Here is a 21,899-nt window from a genome sequence, read left to right as displayed (position 1 = left end):
CAACCGAATTAAGACCTTATGGCAAAGAAAGAAAAAGTAGAATCAATTGAGATTATTGAAAGTCCAGAAGCACTTCAACAAGAAGTTTCTAAAGTAACTGAACTAGTAGACAAAAATAAATCAAGTGTAGCAACGGTATTAGGCGTTATCGTCCTAGCGGTGGCCGCTTATTTCGGATACCAATGGTATTCCACTACGCAAGATGCAGAAGGCGAAAAGAAATTATTCAAAGCGGTTTATGCGTTTGAATCGGATTCTTTAGCAGCTGCTTCGAAAGATTTAGCGAAAGTATCAGATGAGTTTGGTGGAAATACACAAAACTTAGCAGATCTGTATTTAGGTATTACGTTGTTAAAGCAAGGTAAATTCGATCAGTCTATCGAGAAATTGAAAAACTTCTCTAGCTCGGATTTATTAGTTCAAGCTCGTGCTTACTCATTAATCGGGGATGCGTATGCTGAAAAGAAATCATTCGCTGATGCGATCGATTACTATAAGAAAGCAGCTGAGCACAAGCCAAACAAATTCTTCACTCCTACGTATTTGTTGAAATTAGCGAATGCTTACGAATCAAATAAACAAGTGAAAGAAGCTGTGGATACGTATTCCATCATCGTAGAGAAATACGGTCAATCGGCTGAATCGATCCCTGCGAAGAAATACAAAGCGATCTTAGAAAGCTCTATCTCTGAATAATTTTTAGAACAGATTATAGGATGAGGGATAAGGGCTTGAGCTTTTATCCCTTGTTTTTTTAACCCCCTTTTATGTCTTCAGCGTTAAAAAACTTAAGCGATTTCACGACGGATAATCTACCGGATGTTTCGGGCAAAACTTTTGCCATCGTCGTATCTGAATGGAATACGGACGTGACACACGCCTTGTATACAGGTGCCTACGATACGTTATTGAAGTATGGGGCAAAAGAAGAAAATATTATAAGTGCCAAAGTGCCCGGTAGCTTCGAATTAAGCCTAGGTGCTCAGAAGATGGCACAGCAAACGAACATTGATGCAGTCATTTGTTTAGGCTGTGTGATTCAAGGAGAAACGCGGCACTTTGATTTCATTTGCCAGGCGGTTGCGGATGGGATCACGAATGTGAGTTTGAAATATGACAAGCCGGTGATTTTTGGTGTTTTAACCCCCAATACGCAAGAACAAGCCATGGATCGCGCAGGCGGTAAACACGGAAATAAAGGCGATGAGGCAGCCATTACAGCCATCAAAATGTTAGGAATATAATACGAGAATATATGCAAGTTTGGAAATTTGGAGGTACCTCCGTAGGAAAACCCGAGAGAATGAAGTCTATCCGTCAACTAATTACGGAAGATGGCCAACCCAAAATCGTGGTACTTTCTGCTCTTTCTGGCAGTACGAATACCCTGCTATCGATTTCAGAATCGCTCAACGCGGGTAATCCGTCAGAAGCAAAGGCGAAAGCAAGCGAACTACGCGCGCATTACGATCAATTCTTAACCGAATTATACAGCACTCCTGCGGGACTTGGTCAAGGCCAGGCAATTGTAGCTAAGGAGTTTGCATTTATTGATAGCCTAATCGCTACTTCGCCTTATACGGTGAAGCAGGAAAAGGAAATGGTGGCCTTAGGCGAATTACTTTCTACCCAAATTTTCGAAGCATTCTTGCAAGAAGAAGGCATCAGCTCCACTTTATTGCCAGCCTTGGATTTCATGGTGATCGATGAAGACAACGAGCCTGTGCTGAAAGTAATCGAACAAAAATTAGCCACCGTGTTAGCTCCGGTGAAGGATAAGCAAATCTTCGTGACGCAAGGTTTTATCTGCCGTAACCCAGCAGGGGAAGTGGATAACTTGAAGCGTGGTGGCTCGGATTATACGGCTTCTTTGATAGGCGGTGCGATTCAGGCGGAGGAAGTACAGATTTGGACGGACATCGATGGGATGCACAATAACGACCCTCGCATAGTGAAGAACACCTTCCCTATCCGCGAGTTGTCATTCGCTGAGGCGGCAGAATTAGCGTATTTTGGCGCTAAAATCCTTCACCCAAGCACGATTACGCCAGCTAAATTAAAAGGCGTTCCAGTTCGTTTGAAAAATACGATGGAGCCGAGCGCTTTTGGAACTTTGATATCAGAAAAATCAACTGATGTGGAAATCAAAGCGATTGCCGCGAAGGATAATATCACCGCCATTTACATTCACTCAACGCGTATGTTAAATGCCTATGGCTTCTTAAAGCGCGTATTTGAAGTGTTTGAAAAATATAAAACGCCGGTGGATATGATCACCACTTCAGAGGTTTCTGTGAGTGTGACGATCGATCAAACGACGCATTTAGATGCTATAATGAGCGAATTACGTGAATTCGCAGAATTGGAAGATCCCGATATGAACCAGGTAATTATTTGTATCGTGGGTAACTTCTGGGCAGATAAAGAAGGTATTGCCATTAAGGTACTTGAAGCAATCAAAAAGATTCCTATTCGAATGATTTCGTATGGCGCTTCTGAGCACAATATCTCTTTATTAGTGGACGCTTCCCACAAGAATGACGCATTAAACGCATTAAACGAAGGACTTTTCTAAAAACCGAGATATGTTAACTTTACCCTTTATTCGCGCGAATCAAGAAACCACGATTGCTGGTTTACAGAAGAAGCATTTTGCGAATGCATCAGAAATCGTCGCGAAATTGATTGCACAAGACGATCAACGCAAAGCTCTTTTGCAACAAGCTGAATCCGCTTTAGAGAAATCCAATGCGGCAGCGAAAGAAATCGGGGCTTTAATGCAATCCGGTCAAAAAGAATTAGCCGAGGGCAAACGTGCTGAAACTGCTGCCTTAAAAGCATCGATTAAGGAGATGGAAGAGGCTGCCAAAGCAGCAGAAAAAGAGTTAACCGATTTATTAGTCACATTGCCAAATCTTCCGCACAGTTCCGTACCGCAAGGTAAAACAGCGGATGACAATGAGGTGGTTTTAACCTGGGGTTCTCTACCAGAGCTCCCAGCAGACGCACAGCCTCACTGGGATTTAATCAAGAAATACGACATTATCGATTTCGATTTAGGCAATAAAATTACGGGTGCTGGCTTCCCTGTTTACAAGGGAAAAGGGGCTCGATTGCAACGTGCATTGATTAATTTCTTCTTAGATGAAGCGATCAAAGCGGGTTATTATGAGATTCAACCTCCCATCTTAATTAATGAAGATTCGGGTTTTGGGACAGGACAATTGCCGGATAAAGAAGGCCAAATGTATGTCACGAAAGAGGAAGGCTTATTCTTAATTCCGACGGCTGAGGTGCCTATCACGAACTTATACCGGGATGTCATCGTCAATGAGAAAGAATTACCGATTAAAAACGTGGGCCACACGCCTTGTTTCCGTCGCGAAGCAGGATCATGGGGCGCACACGTACGCGGATTGAATCGTTTGCATCAATTTGATAAGATTGAGATCGTTCAAATCCACAAGCCAGAAAACTCCTATGCGGCTTTAGAAGAAATGTCGTTACACGTTCAGGGATTACTTCAAAAACTAGGATTGCACTACCGCGTCTTGCGTTTATGCGGTGGAGATATGGGATTTGCTTCGGCCTTAACTTATGACATGGAGGCTTGGTCAGGCGCACAAAACCGCTGGTTAGAGGTAAGTTCTGTCAGTAACTTTGAAACCTTCCAAGCGAATCGCTTGAAGTTGAGAACGAAAATCGATGGAAAATCGATCTTATGCCATACGTTGAATGGATCGGCTTTGGCCCTACCTCGCATCGTGGCGTCTATCTTAGAAAACAACCAAGGCCCAGATGGAATCAAGATTCCTGAGGCTCTTGTTCCTTATACGGGCTTTACACACATTAACTAAAGCCCTTCTACACTCAATCGAAAACCCTCGCCGTGCAGATTCAACAACTGGACGCGAGGGTCTTCTTTTAGCATCTTGCGCAGTTTGGTCATATAAACGTCCATACTTCTGGCGTTGAAATACGTATCATCTCCCCAAATCAGTTTCAAAGCATAACTTCTGCTCACCGGGCGACCTAGATTCTCGCACAAAAGCTTCATTAATTCGTTCTCCTTAGGTGTAAACTTCAACTCCGTTTCTCCGATACTCAAACGCATTTTACCCGGAATATAGGTGTAATTTCCGAGAGCAATCTCGTCTGCTAAACTAGGCACGGACTTGTCGGAATGGCTTCTACGTAGAATAGCTTCCATTCTAGCGACCAAAACCTCCATGGAGAAGGGTTTGGTCAAGTAATCATCTGCTCCTACTTTAAAGCCTTGTAAGGTGTCTTCTTCCATCGACTTCGCGGTTAGGAAAATGATAGGCACTTGCTGGTGATTTGCCCGGATGTCTTTAGCCAAAGAGAAACCGTCTTTCTTAGGCATCATCACGTCTAATAGACATAAATCGAAGTTTCCCTTCACGAATAGATCAAGCGCTTCATCCCCATTCTGGGCCCATGAAACGGCATAACCTTTCTTCTTTAAGAATTCGGTTAACAACAATCCCAAATTTGGATCATCCTCTGCGACTAAAATTTCAGGTGTCTTTGACATAGGGCAAATAAATTTCAAATGTACTTCCTTCTCCTAATTTACTTTTTACGTTCACTTTTCCACCGTGAGCCTCCACGATTTTCTTCACGTAGCTAAGACCTAAACCGAAACCTTTGACATTATGTACGTTTCCAGTAGGTACGCGGTAAAAGGCATCAAAAATATTGCTTAAAGCTTCTTTAGGCATTCCCATTCCTTGGTCTTTCACCGAAATTAAAACGCCCTGATCTTGCTGATGCGCATGGATTTCAACCTTCGGATTCGATGGGCTATATTTCACAGCATTATCCACTAAATTATTCAATACATTAGAAATGTGTACTTCATCGAGAGAAATGTGGGGAGGTAAATCAGCTAAATCAAGCGACAAAACCCCATTCACAGAATCTAATAAGGGCCCGTTAATCTCTGCTACGTGTTGGATAAGGGCCGTCACATCTACGGACTTGCGTTTTAGGGTGATTTCCTCCCGCTCCATTTGGGCAGTTTGCAATACACGTTCCACTTGTTGACCTAAACGCGTATTCTCCTCTTTGATGATTCCCAAATACCGCAACATCGACTCATTCTTTCCTGGCTTCAATTCCTCCTGCAATAACTGAGTCGCTAACGAGATTGACGTAATAGGCGTTTTAAACTCGTGAGTCATGTTATTAATGAAGTCATTCTTCACTAAGGCTAATTTCTTTTGACGAAGAATCGTCAAAACGGCGAAGTAAAAACAACCAATCATTACTAATAATAACAGACCGGAACCTGCTAAACTAAGTCCCATCGTTTGCCAAATAAATATGCCACTGTCTGGGAAATAAATTTTCAATACATTTTTAGAGGGATGAATGTCATTCGGAAATAAGGCCGCCTCAAATACGGCATTTTGCTGCTTTATCTCAGGCGAGGAGGTATATGTCCAGGCCTTTGGTGAACTCTGAATGCCAAAAGAATAATCTAGGTTAACCCCCTTATCGGTTAATTCTTTCCGAATCAAACTATCCAGATAGCCCGGTTGAATACGCTGAAGAATGGGTCTTTCTTTGAATAAGAAATCGGAGAATACTTCTTTAGCTAACTGTGTTTTCTGCAATACTTTTTCCAAATCTTGACGCTCCGATTTCTCCTGCACTAATTTAGCTTGTATCTGAGCCTGGCGATCTCCTAGGTTTTGAATGACGCGATTCGAACGACGGCGCATCTTTTTTAAGACTTTTTGTTGCTCCCGCTTAAGCATTCGGTTCATCTCTTTCTCCACCTGCATCCGCTGCTTCAACTCTTCCGGGTCCTCATCCACCGTATATTCTTCTGTTACCTCGGCCAGTTGACCGTTTGGTAGCATAAATGATTTGCGCACGAAAATGACATCTTGACGCTGTTGCGCTAAAACGGGGTGTTCTTCTTGAATAATGGGATCTGGGATGTAAGCAGGAATAGATTTGGGTTTCGCCTTTTTAGTGGCTACACTTTCAAATTTTTTTTGACGTTCCGCTAGAACCAAAATCTCTTGCTTCTCCAGTTTTCTGACTACTTGCTCGAGACTGTTGCGTACGTCTTTGGCAAAATTCTCTCGTTTCGTCTCTAACATAAAACGCAACCAATAGGCCTGAAACCCAATTAACCCTAAGAGGGCAAAAGACATCAAAGCAATCAATAAGCGTATTTTACGTTTTGACATAGGGTAATAAATTCTTTGCAAATGTAAGGTATAAATAGCAGCCGCTCATCACATTAACACTCTTTAACATTTAGTAAATAGATGCTTTTCGTAAGTTTGCACCGGATCAAAAACCAAAATTTATGAAATACCTATTTGTAACCGCGTTAGCCGCATGCCTTTCTACATCTGCTTTCGCACAAGAAAAAAAAGAAGCAACCGTTAAAGTTATCATCAACGAAAACGGCAAAGAACGGATCATTGAGAAAAAATTCAGCGATTTAGATCAGGCAGATACTGAATTAAAAAAATTGACTGACTCATTAGATATCAATGTAACCACTTCAGGTGGTAAGAAAAAAATCATTCGTGTGGATGTGAATAAATCACACTCCCGTATGTCAGACCAGCCAGGAACTATCATTGAAGAAAAAATTATAGGTGGCGCTGAAGGGGGTGCAGACAAGCGTGTCATTATTCGCCGTGGCGGACCAGGAATGGCTATGGCTCCTTCAGCTCCAGGTGCACATGCAGGTGATGCGAACGTTATGATCTTCCGTGGAGAAGGTGGTCCTGAGGGCTTAGAAAAAGAATTCAATATTCAATTGGATGGCCCTATGGGTGGTCCAGGAATGAAATTGAAAGGCTTGAAAAAATTACAAAATTGGGCTGAAGAAAAAGGTTCTAAAACCATTCAAGGTCTTTCAGGCAAGCAAAATCAACCGTTTAATGGTAAGATCAACGTCCGTTTTACAGCACCTACGAAAGGAAATGTAACGATTGCCGTATCCGATGTAAATGGAAAAGAGATCGCGACTGAAACAGTGAAAGATTTCCAAGGCGATTATCTAGGTCAAATTGACTTAAAGAAAGCTACTGCAGGCATCTATTTCTTGCGCGTAACGCAAGGAAATGACGGGGCTGTTAGAAGAGTAGAAGTAAAATAATCCGCTTAAGGTTTGAGAATGAAAAAGCCTGGAGATTTATTTCCAGGCTTTTTTTATTATTTACCCATGTTATAGAGAACAAAGGCATAGGAATCAGCCGTCAGTTCAATCAATTTTGCCGTATTAGAAGATCCGTGTCCACTATTCGTATCAATCCGAATGATCATTGGTTTAGCAGCAGTATTCTTCTCTTGAAGCGTAGCCGCATATTTGAAAGAGTGAGCCGGAACCACGCGGTCATCGTGATCTGAAGTGAAGACCATCGTAGCTGGATAGTTCATCGCCTTAATGTTATGCAAAGGAGAATAGGCATATAACGCTGTAAACTCATCCGCATTATCACTGCTGCCGTAATCTGCGACCCAGTTCCAACCGATAGTGAATTTTTGGAAACGTAACATATCCATTACACCCACACCTGGTAATGCGGCTGCAAACAAATCTGGGCGCTGGTTAATCGCTGCCCCTACTAATAAACCACCGTTCGAACGACCAGAAGCCGCTAGATAGGCTGGCGAGGTGTATTTCTCGCGAATCAAATATTCTGCTCCCGCGATGAAATCGTCGAACACATTCTGCTTTTTCAATTTCATTCCTGCTTCGTGCCATTTCTCCCCATACTCACTACCGCCACGTAAATTAGCTACCACATAGATGCCACCTTTTTCTAACCAAGGAATAAGGCTCGCGGAGAAGGAAGGCGTAGAACTGATGTTAAATCCGCCGTAACCATACAAGATAGTCGGATTTTTACCATTCATTTGAATTCCCTTTTTGCTCACAATGAACATGGGAACTTGGGTGCCGTCTTTAGAAGGATAGAACTTCTGAACGACGGTATAATCTGTGGGGTCAAAGGCCAGATTGGGCTTTTGGAAAACAGTCGAAGTATTCGTCGCTAAATCATAGCGGTAAATCGTAGGAGGAAAATTGAAGGAAGAATAGGTGTAGAAAGTAAATTTATCTTCTTTCTCACCGCCAAATCCACCTGCATTTCCCAGGCCTGGCAAACTAACCGAACCCAATTCTTTTCCATTGTAATCGTAGCTAATTACGCGGGATGTCACATCTTTTGAATAGTTCAAGAACAAACGTTTTCCCACCGTATTGACTCCTTGCAAAGGCTCCGCCTTTTCAGAAACAATTGTTTTCCAGTTTGATTTTTCAGGATGCATTGGATCAACGCGAACAATTTTCTTATTCGGTGCTCCCTCGTTCGTTTCTAAGATCAAGATGTCTCCATCGTTATCCACGATGCTGAAATCATATTTACCTGGTTCAGCCACGATCGATTTGAATTTCGTTTCCTTCTTAGCCGCATCCATTATCCAAAGTGCGTTTCCATCCAGGCCTTTTCCGCGATCCGAAATGGTCAAGAACGCAAAGCGCTCATCATCAGATGTACTTACCGTATGGAAACGTTGTGGGTTTTTAGGGTCTTCGTAAATCAACTGGTCTTGTGATTGCGGAGTGCCTACCGTGTGAAACCACACTTGGTGGTTCTCGTTTTTCGTACTTAATTCTTTTCCTTTACCTGGTTCTGGATAACGTGAATAGAAAAAGCCATTGCCTTTCCAAGCCACGCCGCTCACTTTTACCCAGCTCAGTTCATCTGCCAAGTTTTTACCCGTTTCCATATCCCGAACGTAGTAGGTTTGCCAGTCGCTGCCGCTTAAGCTTAATCCTACGCAAGCGTATTTACCTTTTTTGTCCAACGAAAATACGGTCAAACGAGTGGTACCCTCCTTAGATAAAGTGTTCGGATCAATGACTAATTCTGGCTTTCCGTTGAGGCCTTTTTGGCGATAAAGCACCGATTGGTTTTGTAAACCACTGTTTTTGTAGAAATAATACCATTCACCTTTACGGGATGGAGCAGAAATCTTTTCGTAATTACTTAAGGCTTCGATGCGCTTTTTGAATTCTTCGCGAAGCGGAATTTGGTTTAAATAGCCAAAGCTTACCTCGTTTTGCGCCTTCACCCAAGCCTTCGTTTCTTCACTATTATCATCTTCTAACCAGCGATAGGGGTCCGCAACCTGCGTTCCGTGGTAATTATCAACGTGATCGATTTTCTTCGTTTGTGGGTATTTCATTTGGGCCAAAGCACTAGCAGAAACAAACATCATTCCTGCAATTAACATTTTTCTTGTTGACATAGGTGTAGATTAAAATAGCGATCCTGTTTCAGCTCTAGGTGCAATCCCCACGTGGCGATACGCTTTTTCCGTTGCTTCACGCCCTCTAGAGGTACGCTTCAAGAATCCCTCTTGTATTAAAAAAGGTTCGTAAACTTCTTCTATGGTTTCTGCCTCCTCGCCGCAAGCAGTAGCAATCGTCGTTAGGCCCACCGGACCTCCCTTGAACTTCTCAATGATAGTTAATAAGATACGGTTATCCATTTCGTCTAAACCATTTTGGTCTACATCCAAGGCATTCAAGGCAATCTCGGCGATCTTCACGTCGATGGAACCGTTGCCTTTCATTTGGGCGAAATCACGCGTGCGGCGTAGCAAATTATTCGCAATACGCGGTGTACCACGGCTGCGTCTCGCAATTTCATAGGCCCCTGATTCGTCGATAGGCATATCCAAAATGGAGGCAGAACGCTTCACGATTTTGGTCAATAAAGCAGCATCATAATATTCTAATCGGGCATTAATTCCAAAACGCGCACGCAATGGAGATGTCAAAAGACCAGCTCTTGTCGTAGCCCCAATTAAAGTAAAGGGATTTAAACCAATCTGTATGCTACGTGCATTAGGACCCGAATCCAACATAATATCGATCTTGTAATCCTCCATAGCGGAATACAAATATTCCTCCACGATCGGATTCAAGCGGTGGATTTCATCAATAAATAAAACGTCGTAGGATTGCAAATTCGTCAACAAACCGGCTAAATCAGAGGGTTTGTCCAAAACTGGACCAGACGAAATCTTCAAACTTGAACCTAATTCATTCGCGATAATGTGCGACAAGGTGGTCTTTCCTAGACCCGGAGGCCCATGCAATAAAACGTGATCCAATGCTTCCTCGCGCGCTTTTGCAGCTCCCACAAAGATTTGCAGGTTATCAACAATCTTCCCTTGGCCAGAAAAATCCTCAAAACTTAAGGGGCGTAAGGCTTTGTCAAACTCCTTTTCTTGTGGGTTCAGCGATTCCGCATCCCCAGTTAAATAATCTTCCCGCATCGTTGAATTGTCAAATTGAAATCAAAGATAATTTTTTTATTGAGAAGATTTTATAGTTTTGGAAAACCAAAAGAACAACCTCAACCTATGTCATCCATTTTCATTGGCGAACTCGCCGGAACAGCTACCTTATTATACCTCGGAAATGGCGTTGTCGCCAACATGTTATTAAAAGACACCAAAGGAAGTGGCACTGGCTTATTAGCTATCGCGGCGGCTTGGGCCTTTGCGGTAACGGTTGCCATCTATGTTTCGACTTATTTCGGAAGCTCTGGTGCTCACTTAAACCCAATCGTAACCATTGCAGGTTGTGTAAAATCGGGGGATTGGAGCTTATTTCCTACCTTCATCGGTGCACAGCTTTTGGGAGCGATGTTAGGCCAACTATTGGTTTGGTTACATTACAAGCCACATTACGATGTGACAGAAGACAAAGGAGCTATTCGCGCTTCGTTTTGCACCGATCCAGCCATTAAAAATACCCCTTTCAATTTTATTTCAGAAGCATTTGCTTCTGCCCTTGCCGTCGTAGCTTTAGGCACTTTTTCTACGATTGAAACGGGTTTAGGGCCCTTTATGGTGGGGATTTTAGTATGGGCGATCGGTCTTGGTTTAGGTGGAACGACGGGTTATGCGATTAATCCGGCTCGTGATTTAGGACCGCGTATTATGCACGCTATTTTACCGATTCCCAACAAAGGAGATTCCGGATGGGAATATGCCTGGATTCCGGTGTTAGGACCAGCGGCGGGAGCTGTTTTAGGTGCTTTTATTTTGACCCTCAACTAATTCACTATGTACGTAGGATCGATCGATCAGGGAACCACGAGTTCTCGTTTTATTATATTTAATAAGGCCGGAGAAATCATTTCAGTAGGCCAAAAAGAGCACCAACAAATCTATCCCCAAGCGGGCTGGGTGGAGCACGATTCACACGAGATTTGGAAAAATACCCAAGAGGTGATTGGTCTAGCGCTCGGGAAAGCGAATCTTTCAGCGAAGGATTTAGCGGCGGTAGGTATCACAAACCAGCGGGAAACGACGGTCGTTTGGAATAAAAAAACAGGTAAGGCGTATTATAATGCGATTGTTTGGCAAGATACACGCGTAGGTTCTGAACTAGCGGAACTAGCCAAGGACGGCGGAATGGATCGTTTTAGAGCAAAAACGGGTCTTCCACTAGCTACCTATTTCAGTGGTTTAAAACTACGCTGGTTATTAAATAACATTGATGGATTGCGAGCAGATGCGGAGAAAGGCGATGCGCTTTTCGGTACGATGGATACCTTTATCGCTTGGCATTTAACGGGTGGAATTGATGGTGGGATTCACATCACCGATGTGACGAACGCAAGTCGCACCCAATTAATGGACTTGCAAACCTGTGCCTGGGATGACGAAATTCTAAACGTACTAAGCATTCCTAAAGCGATGCTTCCGGAGATTAAATCCAGTTCTCTAGTGTATGCGAAAGCAAAAGGAGTGCTTGGCGGGGTTCCATTAGCTGGAATTTTAGGCGATCAACAAGCGGCGTTAGTCGGCCAAACTTGTTTCAATCCCGGCCAAGGAAAAAATACGTATGGTACCGGCTGTTTCTTATTAATGAATACGGGAACGAAGGCTATTCCATCACAATTTGGCCTATTAACCACCGTTGCTTATCAATTAGGCAATGATCCTGTGCATTATGCCTTAGAGGGCTCTGTGGCGATCACGGGCGCATTAGTTCAATGGTTACGGGATAATTTAGGCATCATTAAACACAGCCCAGATATCGAAAAACTGGCAAAGCAGGTGGAAGATAATGGCGGTTGCTATTTCGTACCTGCCTTTTCTGGCTTATATGCACCCTATTGGAAACAAGATGCACGTGGTGCCTTAGTGGGCTTAACTCGATTCATCAATAAATCACATATCGCGCGCGCGGCCCTAGAAGCAACGGCTTTCCAAACCTGGGAAGTACTCGAAGCGATGGAAAAAGATGCAGGCATCCCTATCGCCTCTCTTCGCGTTGATGGCGGAATGGTCGTGAATCAATTATTAATGCAGTTCCAATCGGATATTATCGGAGAAGAAGTTATCTGTCCAAAGATCATCGAAACCACAGCCTTGGGAGCAGCCTATGCGGCAGGACTTGCCGTAGGTTATTGGGCAAACTTAGATGACTTACGCAAAAATTGGGGAATCGCGCATACCTGGAAACCAGCAATGGATTCCGATAAACGAGCGCGTTACCGTAAGCAATGGAAGAAAGCGGTGACTAAAACCTTTGACTGGGAGGATTAGTATTTGCGCGCGTCATCCCATAGGCTGGGCAAGTGGCTTGTCTCGAACAAGAGATTAATGCGCAAGCTAAGGCTAGAATCAAGATTCCTTTTTTCATCTTAGACCGAAGCTAACTTCGCTTTTGCAGGCGTTTCCTTTTTTGCAACCACTGGCTCCGAATGCTGGTATCCTAAGATATCTAACATCGGCGCACTCTTTTGTTCCTCTGAGAACAAGCGAGTCGTAATGGTACCATCTTCTAAACGGTCGATAATCACGTGCTTAGGCGCAGGAATCAAGCAGTGTTGAATACCACCATAACCTCCCAATGATTCTTGGTAAGCACCAGTGTGGAAGAATCCAACGTATTGACGTTCTGACTCCTCTTCAAAAATAGGCAAGTATAAATCGGAGCTATGCGCTTCCGTATTATAGAAATCCATCGAATCACAGGTTAAACCACCTAGGTTAACCTTTTGGTAAGGCATTCCCCAGTTGTTTACAGGCAACATGATGTATTTCTGGTTCATTCCCCAAGAGTCAGGCAATTGAGTAATGAAAGAACCATCAATCATATACCAAAGCTCCTTGTCATTCTGCAACTTTTGGTCAATAATCTCGTATAATACCGCACCACTTTCTCCTACTGTGTAGGATCCGAACTCGGTAAAGATGTTAGGAACAGGCACGTTGTTTTTGTTGCAAATCCAAGAGATTGACTCGACGATTTCATCGACCATCGCTTGGTAATCGTAATTGAATTGCAACGAAGTCTGGATAGGTAAGCCTCCGCCTAAATCGATCGAATCTAATTCCGGACAAATCTTCTTCATTTCGCAGTATTTATACACGAAACGGCTTAATTCAGACCAATAATAGGCAGAATCCTTAATCCCCGTGTTAATGAAGAAGTGTAACATCTTCAAGTTGAAACGCGGATTAGGCTTAATCTTTTCGTTGTAAAGGGTGTTTACATCCGAATAACGAACCCCTAAACGAGACGTATAGAAAGCGAAATCAGGCTCTTCATCCGTCGCGATGCGAATGGCGATGTTTACCTTTTCTGCTGTCACCGATTTCTCATAGAAATCGATTTCCTTCAGATTATCTAATACGGGAATGCAATTAAACCCGTCGTTAATTAACTCAGAGATATATTGGGTATACAAGGGCTGCTTGTAACCATTACACAAAATATAAGTCGATTTAGAGATTTTCCCTTGGTTGTACATGTCGCGAATGATCGGAATATCAAAAGCGCTAGACGTTTCTAGGTGTACATTTTGCTTCAAAACTTCCTCTAAAATAAAAGAGAAATGAGACGATTTCGTACAATAGCAATAGGTATAGTTTCCTTTGTAATTGTACTTTTTGATCGCGTTTCTGAAGAGAAGCTTCGCATTCTCGATGTGTTCTGAAATTTTAGGCAAATACGAAACCTTTAAAGGCGTACCGTATTGCTTAATGATTTCCATTAAAGGCACATTGTTAAATAACAATTCATTGTTCTCATTGATATTAAACTCACGAGTAGGAAACTCGATGGTTTGGTCAATTAGATCGATGTAATTTTTCATCTTACTATTTAAATGCACCCGAGTTCACCTCGAGTTTGTGGAAAAACGTGCAAAACTGCAATAAAAGTATGTACTTTGCAAGACAAATACATATTAAGTTATTATGTCCAAAATTCATTTTATCGCCATCGGTGGTGCTGCGATGCACAACTTAGCCTTAGCTCTTTTATCTCAAGGACACGAAATAACGGGCTCAGACGATGAAATCTACGAACCATCCAAAAGTCTTTTGGAGAAACACGGCCTCTTACCTGCCGAGTTTGGTTGGTTCCCAGATAAAATAAACGCGGACATTGACACCATTGTTTTAGGAATGCACGCACGCGCTGACAATCCAGAACTTTTAAGAGCACAAGAATTAGGATTAAAAATCGAATCCTACCCTTCTTTCATCTACGAACAAAGCAAAAACAAACAGCGCATTGTCATCGCCGGCAGCCACGGCAAAACGAGTATCACCTCGATGATTTTGCATGTTTTAAAGACCCTAAACAAGAAATTCGACTACCTAGTAGGTGCACGAATCGAAGGATTTGATTTAATGGCCTCCATCACGGATGCCCCTATCATGATCATCGAGGGCGACGAATATTTAGCCTCTCCTATCGATCGCAGAGCCAAATTTCTTTTATATCAACCACACATTGCTTTGATTTCAGGTATCGCTTGGGATCATATTAATGTATATCCAACCTTTGAATCCTATACGGAAGCCTTCGAAAATCTCGTAAAAGAGATGCCTAAGGCAGGTCATTTATTCTTTGATAAAACAGACAAAACCTTAGAGGCCATCGCTGAGGCTTGCCCAGCCCATTGCCATTCGGAGGGATATGAAGCACATAATTCCGTCATCAGAAATGGCCAAACGTTCTTAAAAGGAAACGATGGGAAGGAATATGGCTTACAGGTTTTTGGAGAACATACACTAAAGAATTTGCAAGGAGCCTTACATATCTGTTCACAATTAGGCGTAAACGAAACCGAATTCTACACCGCCATTCAATCCTTTAAAGGAGCGGCGAAACGGTTAGAATGGGTAGGTGAATCGGACACGCAATTGCTATACAAAGATTTTGCTCACGCTCCTTCGAAAGTGAAAGCAACCACTCAGGCTTTGAAAGCCCAATTTCCACAGCGCAAATTAGTGGCCGCACTCGAATTGCATACATTTAGCAGTTTGAATCCGGCGTTTCTTCCGGAATACAAAGGGACGTTAGCAGATGCAGATTTAGCGATTATTTACTTAAGCGAACACGCGAGGGCCATTAAGCGCATGGATAAAATCGAAGCAGAAACGGTTCAAACCTATTTCAATCACCCAAACTTAGTCGTGGTACGTGAACAAGAAGAGCTGAAGCAAATCTTGTTAAAACAAAATCAGGAAAACCAAAACCTATTGATGATGTCGTCTGGCACCTTCGATGGTCTCGATTTTCCTGGATTAGCTTCCGAACTCGGATTACGAATTCAATAATACGTCTAATTCATCTTTAAATCCCGTCAACAAAATCTCCTTCATGGAGATTTTGCGTTTCTGGGTATTGATTTTACTCAAGGTAATTTTATCCTCCATCATACGAGTTGCCTCCGATTCAGCAATGAAAGATTCAAGTTCACCCTTTTCTTTCTTTGCCATATAATCCATCTGGTTGATCATGATCTTCAACTGCTCGATGCGTGGCTTCTCATTTAAGTTCGCGTGGCGATACGAAATTACCCGCAATAAATAATTCATCTCGAAGATCTTGTCGCAAATCGTGCGGAATCGCTCTGCGAGTGAGCGATCCATATTTTTGATTTGAGAAGAAATCTCTTTCCACTTCACTAAATAGGCTTTCGCTAAATCCGCGGTCGCCACAATATTTACTTGATCTCTTAATTTCAATTCCAATTCCCCCGTCATCGTCGTTAATTCTAACACGCGCGGGTCAACACGCGGTTTGTAATCAATCCCTTTAATGCGGTTGTATTTCTCGAAGAACATATCGTTTGCCTTCTTAAAGTTCTTCCAAAGCATCGACTGCTTCTTAGGCGGCAACCCAATCACATTCTTCCACTCCTTCTGAATCTCTTTCACCTTCACCACCGAATCATCGATATCCTCTGCCTTACGCAATTGATGTACGTTATCGATGTAGCCTTGTAAGATCAAAATCTTCTCGTCTATCTGGCGGTTCTTTTCTTCAAAATAGGCACGGCGTTTCAAGAAGAAGGCATCCAATACCTCTTGGAATTCTGTCGTTAGTTCATCTTGATATTGTTTATCAACAGGACCCGTCTTCACCCACTTCATTTTCACCTCCATCAACTTATCTGTCGATTCCACTACGTCTTCTTCCTCCGAGATTTCTTTCGCGTCTTGAATTAAGGCACGTTTGATTTCGAGGTTTTTTACCTGATTCGCCTGAATTAATTCTTTCAAATACGCCTCGTGCTTCTCTAATTCTGCTAATAAGGGCTTAAAATCACCTAGTCCATCGAATTCGATGAGGTAGGTTTGCATCTGCAAAACTTTGGTCAGAAATGATCCCTTATTTTGTGCTGCTTCAATTTCAGCAGACAAACCTTTCACCTTGCTTACCGCGAGGTCAAAACGTTTCATAAAATAGGCTAGGGCTTCTTCCTCTGAGTTGCGTACGAAACCGATTTCGCGCTCAGGATAGCTTAAATAGGCGTTGATGAAAACTTTGCCGTCGCGGCAAAATCCAAACTCGTTTGATGTGGGCTGGCTCATATGTTTTAAAGAAAGAGCTTCAAGCAGGTGCTTTGGCTCAAATGTTAATCGTAAATCTTAATTCACCTCTAATTTATTTAAAAAATTGCGATATTTGTGGGTTGTACAAAAATAAAATTTAATGAGTAACGAAACGATCATCTTTTCGATGGAGCGTGTGTCGAAAGTCATCCCTCCTCAAAAGACCATTATAAAAAACATTTATTTATCCTTTTTCTATGGTGCCAAAATTGGTGTCTTGGGTCTTAATGGATCTGGAAAGTCCACCCTATTGCGCATCATCGCTGGAATCGACAAATCCTACACCGGAGATGTGGTGTTTTCACCAGGCTATACGGTAGGTTTATTAGAGCAAGAACCGCAATTAGACCCGAACAAAACGGTAATCGAAGTCGTGGAAGAAGCGGTCGTAGAAATCAAGAACCTGTTAAAGGAATTCGATGAGATTAATGAGGCTTTTGGAGATCCAGATGCTGATTTTGATAAATTATTAGCGCGCCAAGGTGAAGTCCAAGAAAAACTGGATCACTTCAATGCCTGGGAATTAGATACACGTTTAGAAAAGGCGATGGATGCCTTACGTTGTCCTCCATCTGACGCTTTAGTGAGTACCCTTTCAGGGGGTGAAAAACGCCGTGTGGCGCTTTGTCGCTTATTATTACAAGAGCCGGATGTCCTTTTATTAGATGAGCCTACTAACCACTTGGATGCGGAATCCGTGGACTGGTTAGAGCAGCATTTACGTCAATACAAAGGTACCGTGATCGCCGTTACCCACGATAGATACTTCTTGGATAACGTGGCGGGCTGGATTTTAGAACTAGATCGTGGCGAAGGTATTCCATGGAAAGGGAACTATTCATCTTGGTTAGAGCAAAAACAAAACCGTTTAGCGCAAGAGGAAAAGACAGAATCCCGTCGCCAGAAGACCTTGCAGCGTGAGTTAGAATGGGTACGTATGGCGCCAAAAGCACGTCAGGCGAAGTCCAAAGCGCGTATTGGAGCGTACGAAAAACTCCTTTCAGAAGAGAACAAACAGAAAGAAGACAAGTTGGAATTATTCATTCCAGCGGGTCCACGTTTAGGAAATAAGGTGATTGAGGTACAAGGTGTATCGAAATCATTTGGAGATAAATTATTGTATGAAAACCTGAGTTTCTCATTACCTCCAGCAGGTATCGTCGGAATTATTGGGCCAAACGGTGCGGGTAAAACGACCCTTTTCAACTTGATCACGGGCAAGATCCAACCGGATGCCGGAACTTTCGAAGTAGGTGAAACCGTGAAATTAGCCTATGTAGATCAAGAGCATAACCAATTGAAAGCGGAAAAATCCGTTTTCGAAACGGTTTCAGACGGAAACGATTGGGTGATGTTAGGCGGAAAGCAGGCAAATGCGCGTGCTTACGTCAGCAAATTCAACTTTAACGGTGCCGATCAAGAGAAGAAAATCAGCATGTTATCCGGTGGAGAGCGTAACCGCGTTCACTTAGCGATGATGTTGAAGGAAGGCGCGAACGTGTTATTACTCGATGAGCCGACCAATGATTTGGACGTAAATACACTTCGTGCTTTAGAAGAAGGTTTAGAAAACTTCGCGGGTTGTGCGGTAGTCATCTCCCACGACCGTTGGTTCTTAGACCGCATCGCGACGCATATTTTAGCCTTTGAAGGAGATTCTCAGGTGGTTTGGTTTGAAGGAAATTATTCAGAATACGAAGAATCACGTAAGAAGCGCTTAGGGGATACCACGCCTAAACGTATTCGGTACAAGAAATTGCAGTAATATGAACTCGAGAGAAAAAATTCAGGCCGTCATTGACGAAATGGGCAAAGTGGTCATTGGTCAGGAACGCCTTATTAATCGCTTATTAGTGGGTCTTTTTACAGGCGGTCACGTCCTGTTAGAAGGGGTGCCTGGATTAGCGAAGACGTTAACGATTAACACCTTAGCTAAAATTCTCGACTTACATTTTCACCGTATCCAATTCACTCCGGATTTATTACCTGCAGATTTAGTGGGGACGATGATTTACAATCCGAAGAAATCCGAATTTGAGGTAAAGAAAGGACCCATTTTTGCGCAAATCATCCTTGCGGATGAGATTAACCGCGCTCCTGCGAAAGTGCAATCAGCGCTTTTAGAGGCTATGGCGGAGAAGCAGGTGACGATTGGGGATACGACGTATCCGTTAGACAAACCATTCTTAGTATTAGCGACCCAAAATCCAGTCGAGCAAGAAGGCACCTTCCCTCTTCCAGAGGCACAGGTGGATCGTTTTATGCTCAAGGTGTTCTTAAATTATCTAGACAAGGATCAGGAATTAGCGGTGATGCGCCAGAAGTCGAATATGGACTTCAATTACGAGCCTAAGACCGTTTTAAATGCAGAAGATATTGCCAAAATCCGTAAGGAAATCAATGAGATCACGATCTCGGAGACTTTGGAAAAATATATCATCGAACTCGTTTTCGCGACGAGAAATCCAGCGGAATATGGCTTAACACAAGAGGCAGGCTACATCCAATTTGGGGCATCGCCACGCGCGAGTATTCAGCTGAATTTAGCCGCGAAAGTGATGGCCTATTTAGAAGGACGCGATTACGTATTGCCGGAGGACATCAAAGAAATGGCACCAGATATCCTGAATCACCGCATCATTTTGAACTATGTGGCAGAAGCGGATAACATCACCACACTTCAAATTATCCAATCTATCTTAAGTAGCGTCGCAATTAATCGATAATTTTTGGGTAAAAATGGGCTCTTTTGTGCTTTAATAGCAAATTAGATCTTATGAAATACCTAGTTATCCTTTGCCTGTTCTTCTTTAGTTTCACCGCCTCGGAACCGATGCACGTTTTCCTCATTGGCGATTCAACGATGGCGGATAAAGTATCTGCTGATTTTCCAGAAACAGGTTGGGGGATGCCTTTTGCATCGTTTTTTAATGAAGCCGTAGAGGTCCAAAACCACGCCTATAATGGTAGAAGCACGAAAAGCTTCCGTCGCGAAGGCCGTTGGGCGAAGGTATTTAACCAGATCAAAAAGGGAGATTATGTGTTGATACAGTTTGGCCATAATGATGCCAAAGTCTCTGACACCAGCCGTTACGCCCCAGCACAAACTGATTTCCGTGAAAACCTCATACGCTATGTGCGCGAAACGCGTTCAAAAGGCGGAATCCCTGTCTTATTAACACCCACTCAACGCAGAAAATTTGATTCTACAGGTGTTTTCGTAGACCAACACGCGGATTATCCAGCCGTGGTTCGCGAGGTGGCTAAAGCAGAAAAAGTACTTTTAATCGATATCGAGAAGGAAAGTAAGAAATACATTGCAGCAGAAGGACCTGAGGGAGCGAAGAAGATGTTTCTTCATTACCCAGCGGGAATTTTTAAGAAATTCAGCAAAGGGGTGGTGGATGATACGCACTTCTCTCCTTTTGGTGCTAAGAAAATTGCTTCCCTAGTTGCTGAAGGCATTTTAGCTTCGAACGAGCACCTACGTAGCTTCTTACAAAAATCGTCATTTTCTCAGAAATATGTCTTCGAATTACCGAACGTAGCAACTACTGCGTTTAAAAAAGATACGTTTAATATCGTTTCATACGGTGCCGTTTCTTCAGCAAGCAAGTTGAATACAGCAGCTATACAACAGGCCATTGACATCGCCGCGAAGCAGGGCGGTGGTGTGGTTCGCGTTCCGGCAGGTTTCTTCGTGACGGGTGCAATTACCTTACGCTCCAATATCAACTTCCATTTAGACGCTGGCGCGGTATTACAGTTCAGCGCGGATGCAGCACAATATCCACTGGTAAGAACGAACTGGGAAGGCGTTGATGCGATCAGAGCGCAATCCCCGATTACGGCGATAGGCGAACGAAATATCGCCATCACTGGTTCTGGCATCATCGACGGAAACGGCGAGGCTTGGAGACCGGTGAAGAAAGGAAAGTTAACACCAGGTGAATGGGATAAACTGGTTCGTTCAGGTGGCGTGTTAGATGATAAAAAAGACACGTGGTATCCGACTGAGCGTGCATTAAAGGGATCTAAAATGGATCAACCAGGCGTCATCGCCGCAGGTTTTGCTGAGGCTAAAGCTGAAGAGATTAAAGAATTCCTTCGCCCTAATATGATTTCTCTACGTGAATGCGAGCAGATTTTATTAGAAGGAGTTACCTTCCAAAACTCCCCAGCCTGGAACGTCCATCCCCTGCTTTGCAAACACCTAACGGTTGAAAATATTACGGTTAAAAATCCTTGGTTCGCCCAAAACGGAGATGGTATCGACATCGAATCGTGTGAATATGTATCGGTTCGCAATTCTAAATTTGACGTAGGTGACGATGGTATCTGTTTGAAATCAGGCAAAGATGCCGAGGGCAGAAAAAGAGGCCGCCCTAGCGCCCATATCACCATCGAAAATTGTGTGGTATTCCACGGACACGGTGGCGTCGTAGTAGGCAGCGAGATGTCAGGTGGAGTGCATGATCTTTTCGTATCCAATTGCCAATTCCTGGGAACCGACGTGGGCTTGCGTTTCAAAACAGCCCGTGGACGTGGTGGCGTGGTGGAGAATGTTTACATCCAAGATATCAGTATGAAAAACATTTCGGGCGAGGCTATCTTATTTGATATGTATTATCAAGGAAAAGATCCGGTGGCTACCTTTGGAAACGGAAGCGAAACACCTAAAATCGAAAGCAAACCCGTCGATGCCGGCACGCCTCAGTTCAAAAATATCTTCGTGGATCGCGTCGTAGCAAAAGGAGCAGAGACCGGTTTATTAGTGCGCGGATTGCCGGAAATGCCTATCCATCACATTTATCTTTCTAACCTTGATATCGAAGCTAATCAAACATATCGCGTTATCGAAGCTACGGATATTCAACTCTCAAATGCGCATTTCACGCAAACGGGAGAGAAAAAACCAGAATTAATCAACGTGAAACGCTGGAAATTGAACTAAACTT

General features: G+C 43.1%; 17 protein-coding genes. 11 read left to right on the top strand and 6 right to left on the bottom strand.

Going from position 1 to position 21,899, the window contains the following annotated elements; all coding sequences use genetic code 11:
• Positions 1-18: 18 nt before the first annotated feature.
• From G9X62_RS06960 to serS, 4 genes are all read left to right on the top strand, one after another.
• A complete protein-coding gene (locus tag G9X62_RS06960) occupies positions 19-696 on the top strand; it encodes a tetratricopeptide repeat protein (RefSeq protein ID WP_223130012.1) in 678 nt (225 codons plus the stop codon).
• A gap of 71 nt (positions 697-767) precedes the next feature.
• Positions 768-1,244: a 6,7-dimethyl-8-ribityllumazine synthase gene (gene ribH, locus G9X62_RS06955; RefSeq protein WP_223130011.1), complete on the top strand. Its 477-nt coding sequence runs from the start codon at positions 768-770 to the stop codon at positions 1,242-1,244.
• Between the two features lie 11 nt (positions 1,245-1,255).
• Positions 1,256-2,575, top strand: coding sequence for an aspartate kinase (locus G9X62_RS06950; protein WP_223130010.1), 1,320 nt, complete (start codon positions 1,256-1,258; stop codon positions 2,573-2,575).
• A gap of 10 nt (positions 2,576-2,585) precedes the next feature.
• On the top strand, positions 2,586-3,857 hold the full coding sequence (gene serS, locus G9X62_RS06945; protein WP_223130009.1) for a serine--tRNA ligase: 1,272 nt from the start codon (positions 2,586-2,588) through the stop codon (positions 3,855-3,857).
• Here the strand turns inward: serS and G9X62_RS06940 are convergent.
• Complete coding sequence (locus G9X62_RS06940; protein WP_130923772.1) at positions 3,854-4,555, bottom strand: response regulator transcription factor; 702 nt, start codon at positions 4,553-4,555, stop codon at positions 3,854-3,856. The genes serS and G9X62_RS06940 overlap by 4 nt on opposite strands.
• Positions 4,539-6,224 (bottom strand): sensor histidine kinase, encoded by a 1,686-nt coding sequence (locus tag G9X62_RS06935; protein ID WP_223130008.1) that lies wholly within the window; start codon positions 6,222-6,224, stop codon positions 4,539-4,541. The genes G9X62_RS06940 and G9X62_RS06935 overlap by 17 nt, the downstream gene beginning before the upstream one ends.
• A gap of 122 nt (positions 6,225-6,346) precedes the next feature.
• On the opposite strand from G9X62_RS06935, the gene G9X62_RS06930 reads away from it, so the two are divergent.
• Positions 6,347-7,150 (top strand): T9SS type A sorting domain-containing protein, encoded by an 804-nt coding sequence (locus tag G9X62_RS06930; protein ID WP_223130007.1) that lies wholly within the window; start codon positions 6,347-6,349, stop codon positions 7,148-7,150.
• 56 nt (positions 7,151-7,206) lie between these two features.
• On the opposite strand, the gene G9X62_RS06925 is transcribed toward G9X62_RS06930, so the two are convergent.
• Positions 7,207-9,309, bottom strand: a complete 2,103-nt coding sequence (locus G9X62_RS06925) for a prolyl oligopeptidase family serine peptidase (protein ID WP_261345500.1) — start codon at positions 9,307-9,309, stop codon at positions 7,207-7,209.
• A 9-nt stretch (positions 9,310-9,318) separates the two neighbouring features.
• Positions 9,319-10,344 (bottom strand): Holliday junction branch migration DNA helicase RuvB, encoded by a 1,026-nt coding sequence (ruvB, locus tag G9X62_RS06920; RefSeq protein WP_223130006.1) that lies wholly within the window; start codon positions 10,342-10,344, stop codon positions 9,319-9,321.
• An 87-nt stretch (positions 10,345-10,431) separates the two neighbouring features.
• On the opposite strand from ruvB, the gene G9X62_RS06915 reads away from it, so the two are divergent.
• A complete protein-coding gene (locus G9X62_RS06915; RefSeq protein ID WP_223130005.1) occupies positions 10,432-11,133 on the top strand; it encodes an MIP/aquaporin family protein in 702 nt (233 codons plus the stop codon).
• A gap of 6 nt (positions 11,134-11,139) precedes the next feature.
• A complete protein-coding gene (gene glpK, locus G9X62_RS06910; RefSeq protein ID WP_223130004.1) occupies positions 11,140-12,630 on the top strand; it encodes a glycerol kinase GlpK in 1,491 nt (496 codons plus the stop codon).
• A 98-nt stretch (positions 12,631-12,728) separates the two neighbouring features.
• Here the strand turns inward: glpK and G9X62_RS06905 are convergent, their stop codons facing one another.
• Positions 12,729-14,186 carry a type III PLP-dependent enzyme domain-containing protein gene (locus G9X62_RS06905; protein ID WP_223130003.1) on the bottom strand — a complete coding sequence of 486 codons (1,458 nt, stop codon included), beginning with the start codon at positions 14,184-14,186 and terminating at the stop codon, positions 12,729-12,731.
• Positions 14,187-14,289: 103 nt separating this feature from the next.
• Between G9X62_RS06905 and G9X62_RS06900 the strand changes: the two genes are divergently transcribed.
• A complete protein-coding gene (locus G9X62_RS06900; protein ID WP_223130002.1) occupies positions 14,290-15,660 on the top strand; it encodes a UDP-N-acetylmuramate--L-alanine ligase in 1,371 nt (456 codons plus the stop codon).
• Here G9X62_RS06900 and G9X62_RS06895 read toward each other — a convergent pair.
• Positions 15,646-16,920: a DUF349 domain-containing protein gene (locus tag G9X62_RS06895; RefSeq protein WP_223130001.1), complete on the bottom strand. Its 1,275-nt coding sequence runs from the start codon at positions 16,918-16,920 to the stop codon at positions 15,646-15,648. The two genes, G9X62_RS06900 and G9X62_RS06895, sit on opposite strands and share 15 nt — an antisense overlap.
• Before the next feature lie 121 nt (positions 16,921-17,041).
• Between G9X62_RS06895 and ettA the strand changes: the two genes are divergently transcribed.
• From ettA to G9X62_RS06880, 3 genes are read left to right on the top strand one after another with little or no spacing between them, the layout of a single operon-like run.
• The gene (gene ettA, locus G9X62_RS06890) at positions 17,042-18,706 is read left to right on the top strand and encodes an energy-dependent translational throttle protein EttA (protein ID WP_223130000.1); all 1,665 of its coding nucleotides are present in this window, start codon (positions 17,042-17,044) and stop codon (positions 18,704-18,706) included.
• Position 18,707: 1 nt separating this feature from the next.
• Positions 18,708-19,667 carry an AAA family ATPase gene (locus tag G9X62_RS06885; RefSeq protein WP_130923778.1) on the top strand — a complete coding sequence of 320 codons (960 nt, stop codon included), beginning with the start codon at positions 18,708-18,710 and terminating at the stop codon, positions 19,665-19,667.
• 50 nt (positions 19,668-19,717) lie between these two features.
• Positions 19,718-21,895, top strand: a complete 2,178-nt coding sequence (locus tag G9X62_RS06880) for a glycosyl hydrolase family 28 protein (RefSeq protein WP_223129999.1) — start codon at positions 19,718-19,720, stop codon at positions 21,893-21,895.
• Positions 21,896-21,899 lie beyond the last annotated feature (4 nt).

The sequence above is a fragment of the Aquirufa lenticrescens genome (assembly GCF_019916085.1).
In the GTDB taxonomy this organism is placed as follows: domain Bacteria; phylum Bacteroidota; class Bacteroidia; order Cytophagales; family Spirosomataceae; genus Aquirufa; species Aquirufa lenticrescens.
This window is presented reverse-complemented; position numbering and strand designations above follow the sequence as displayed.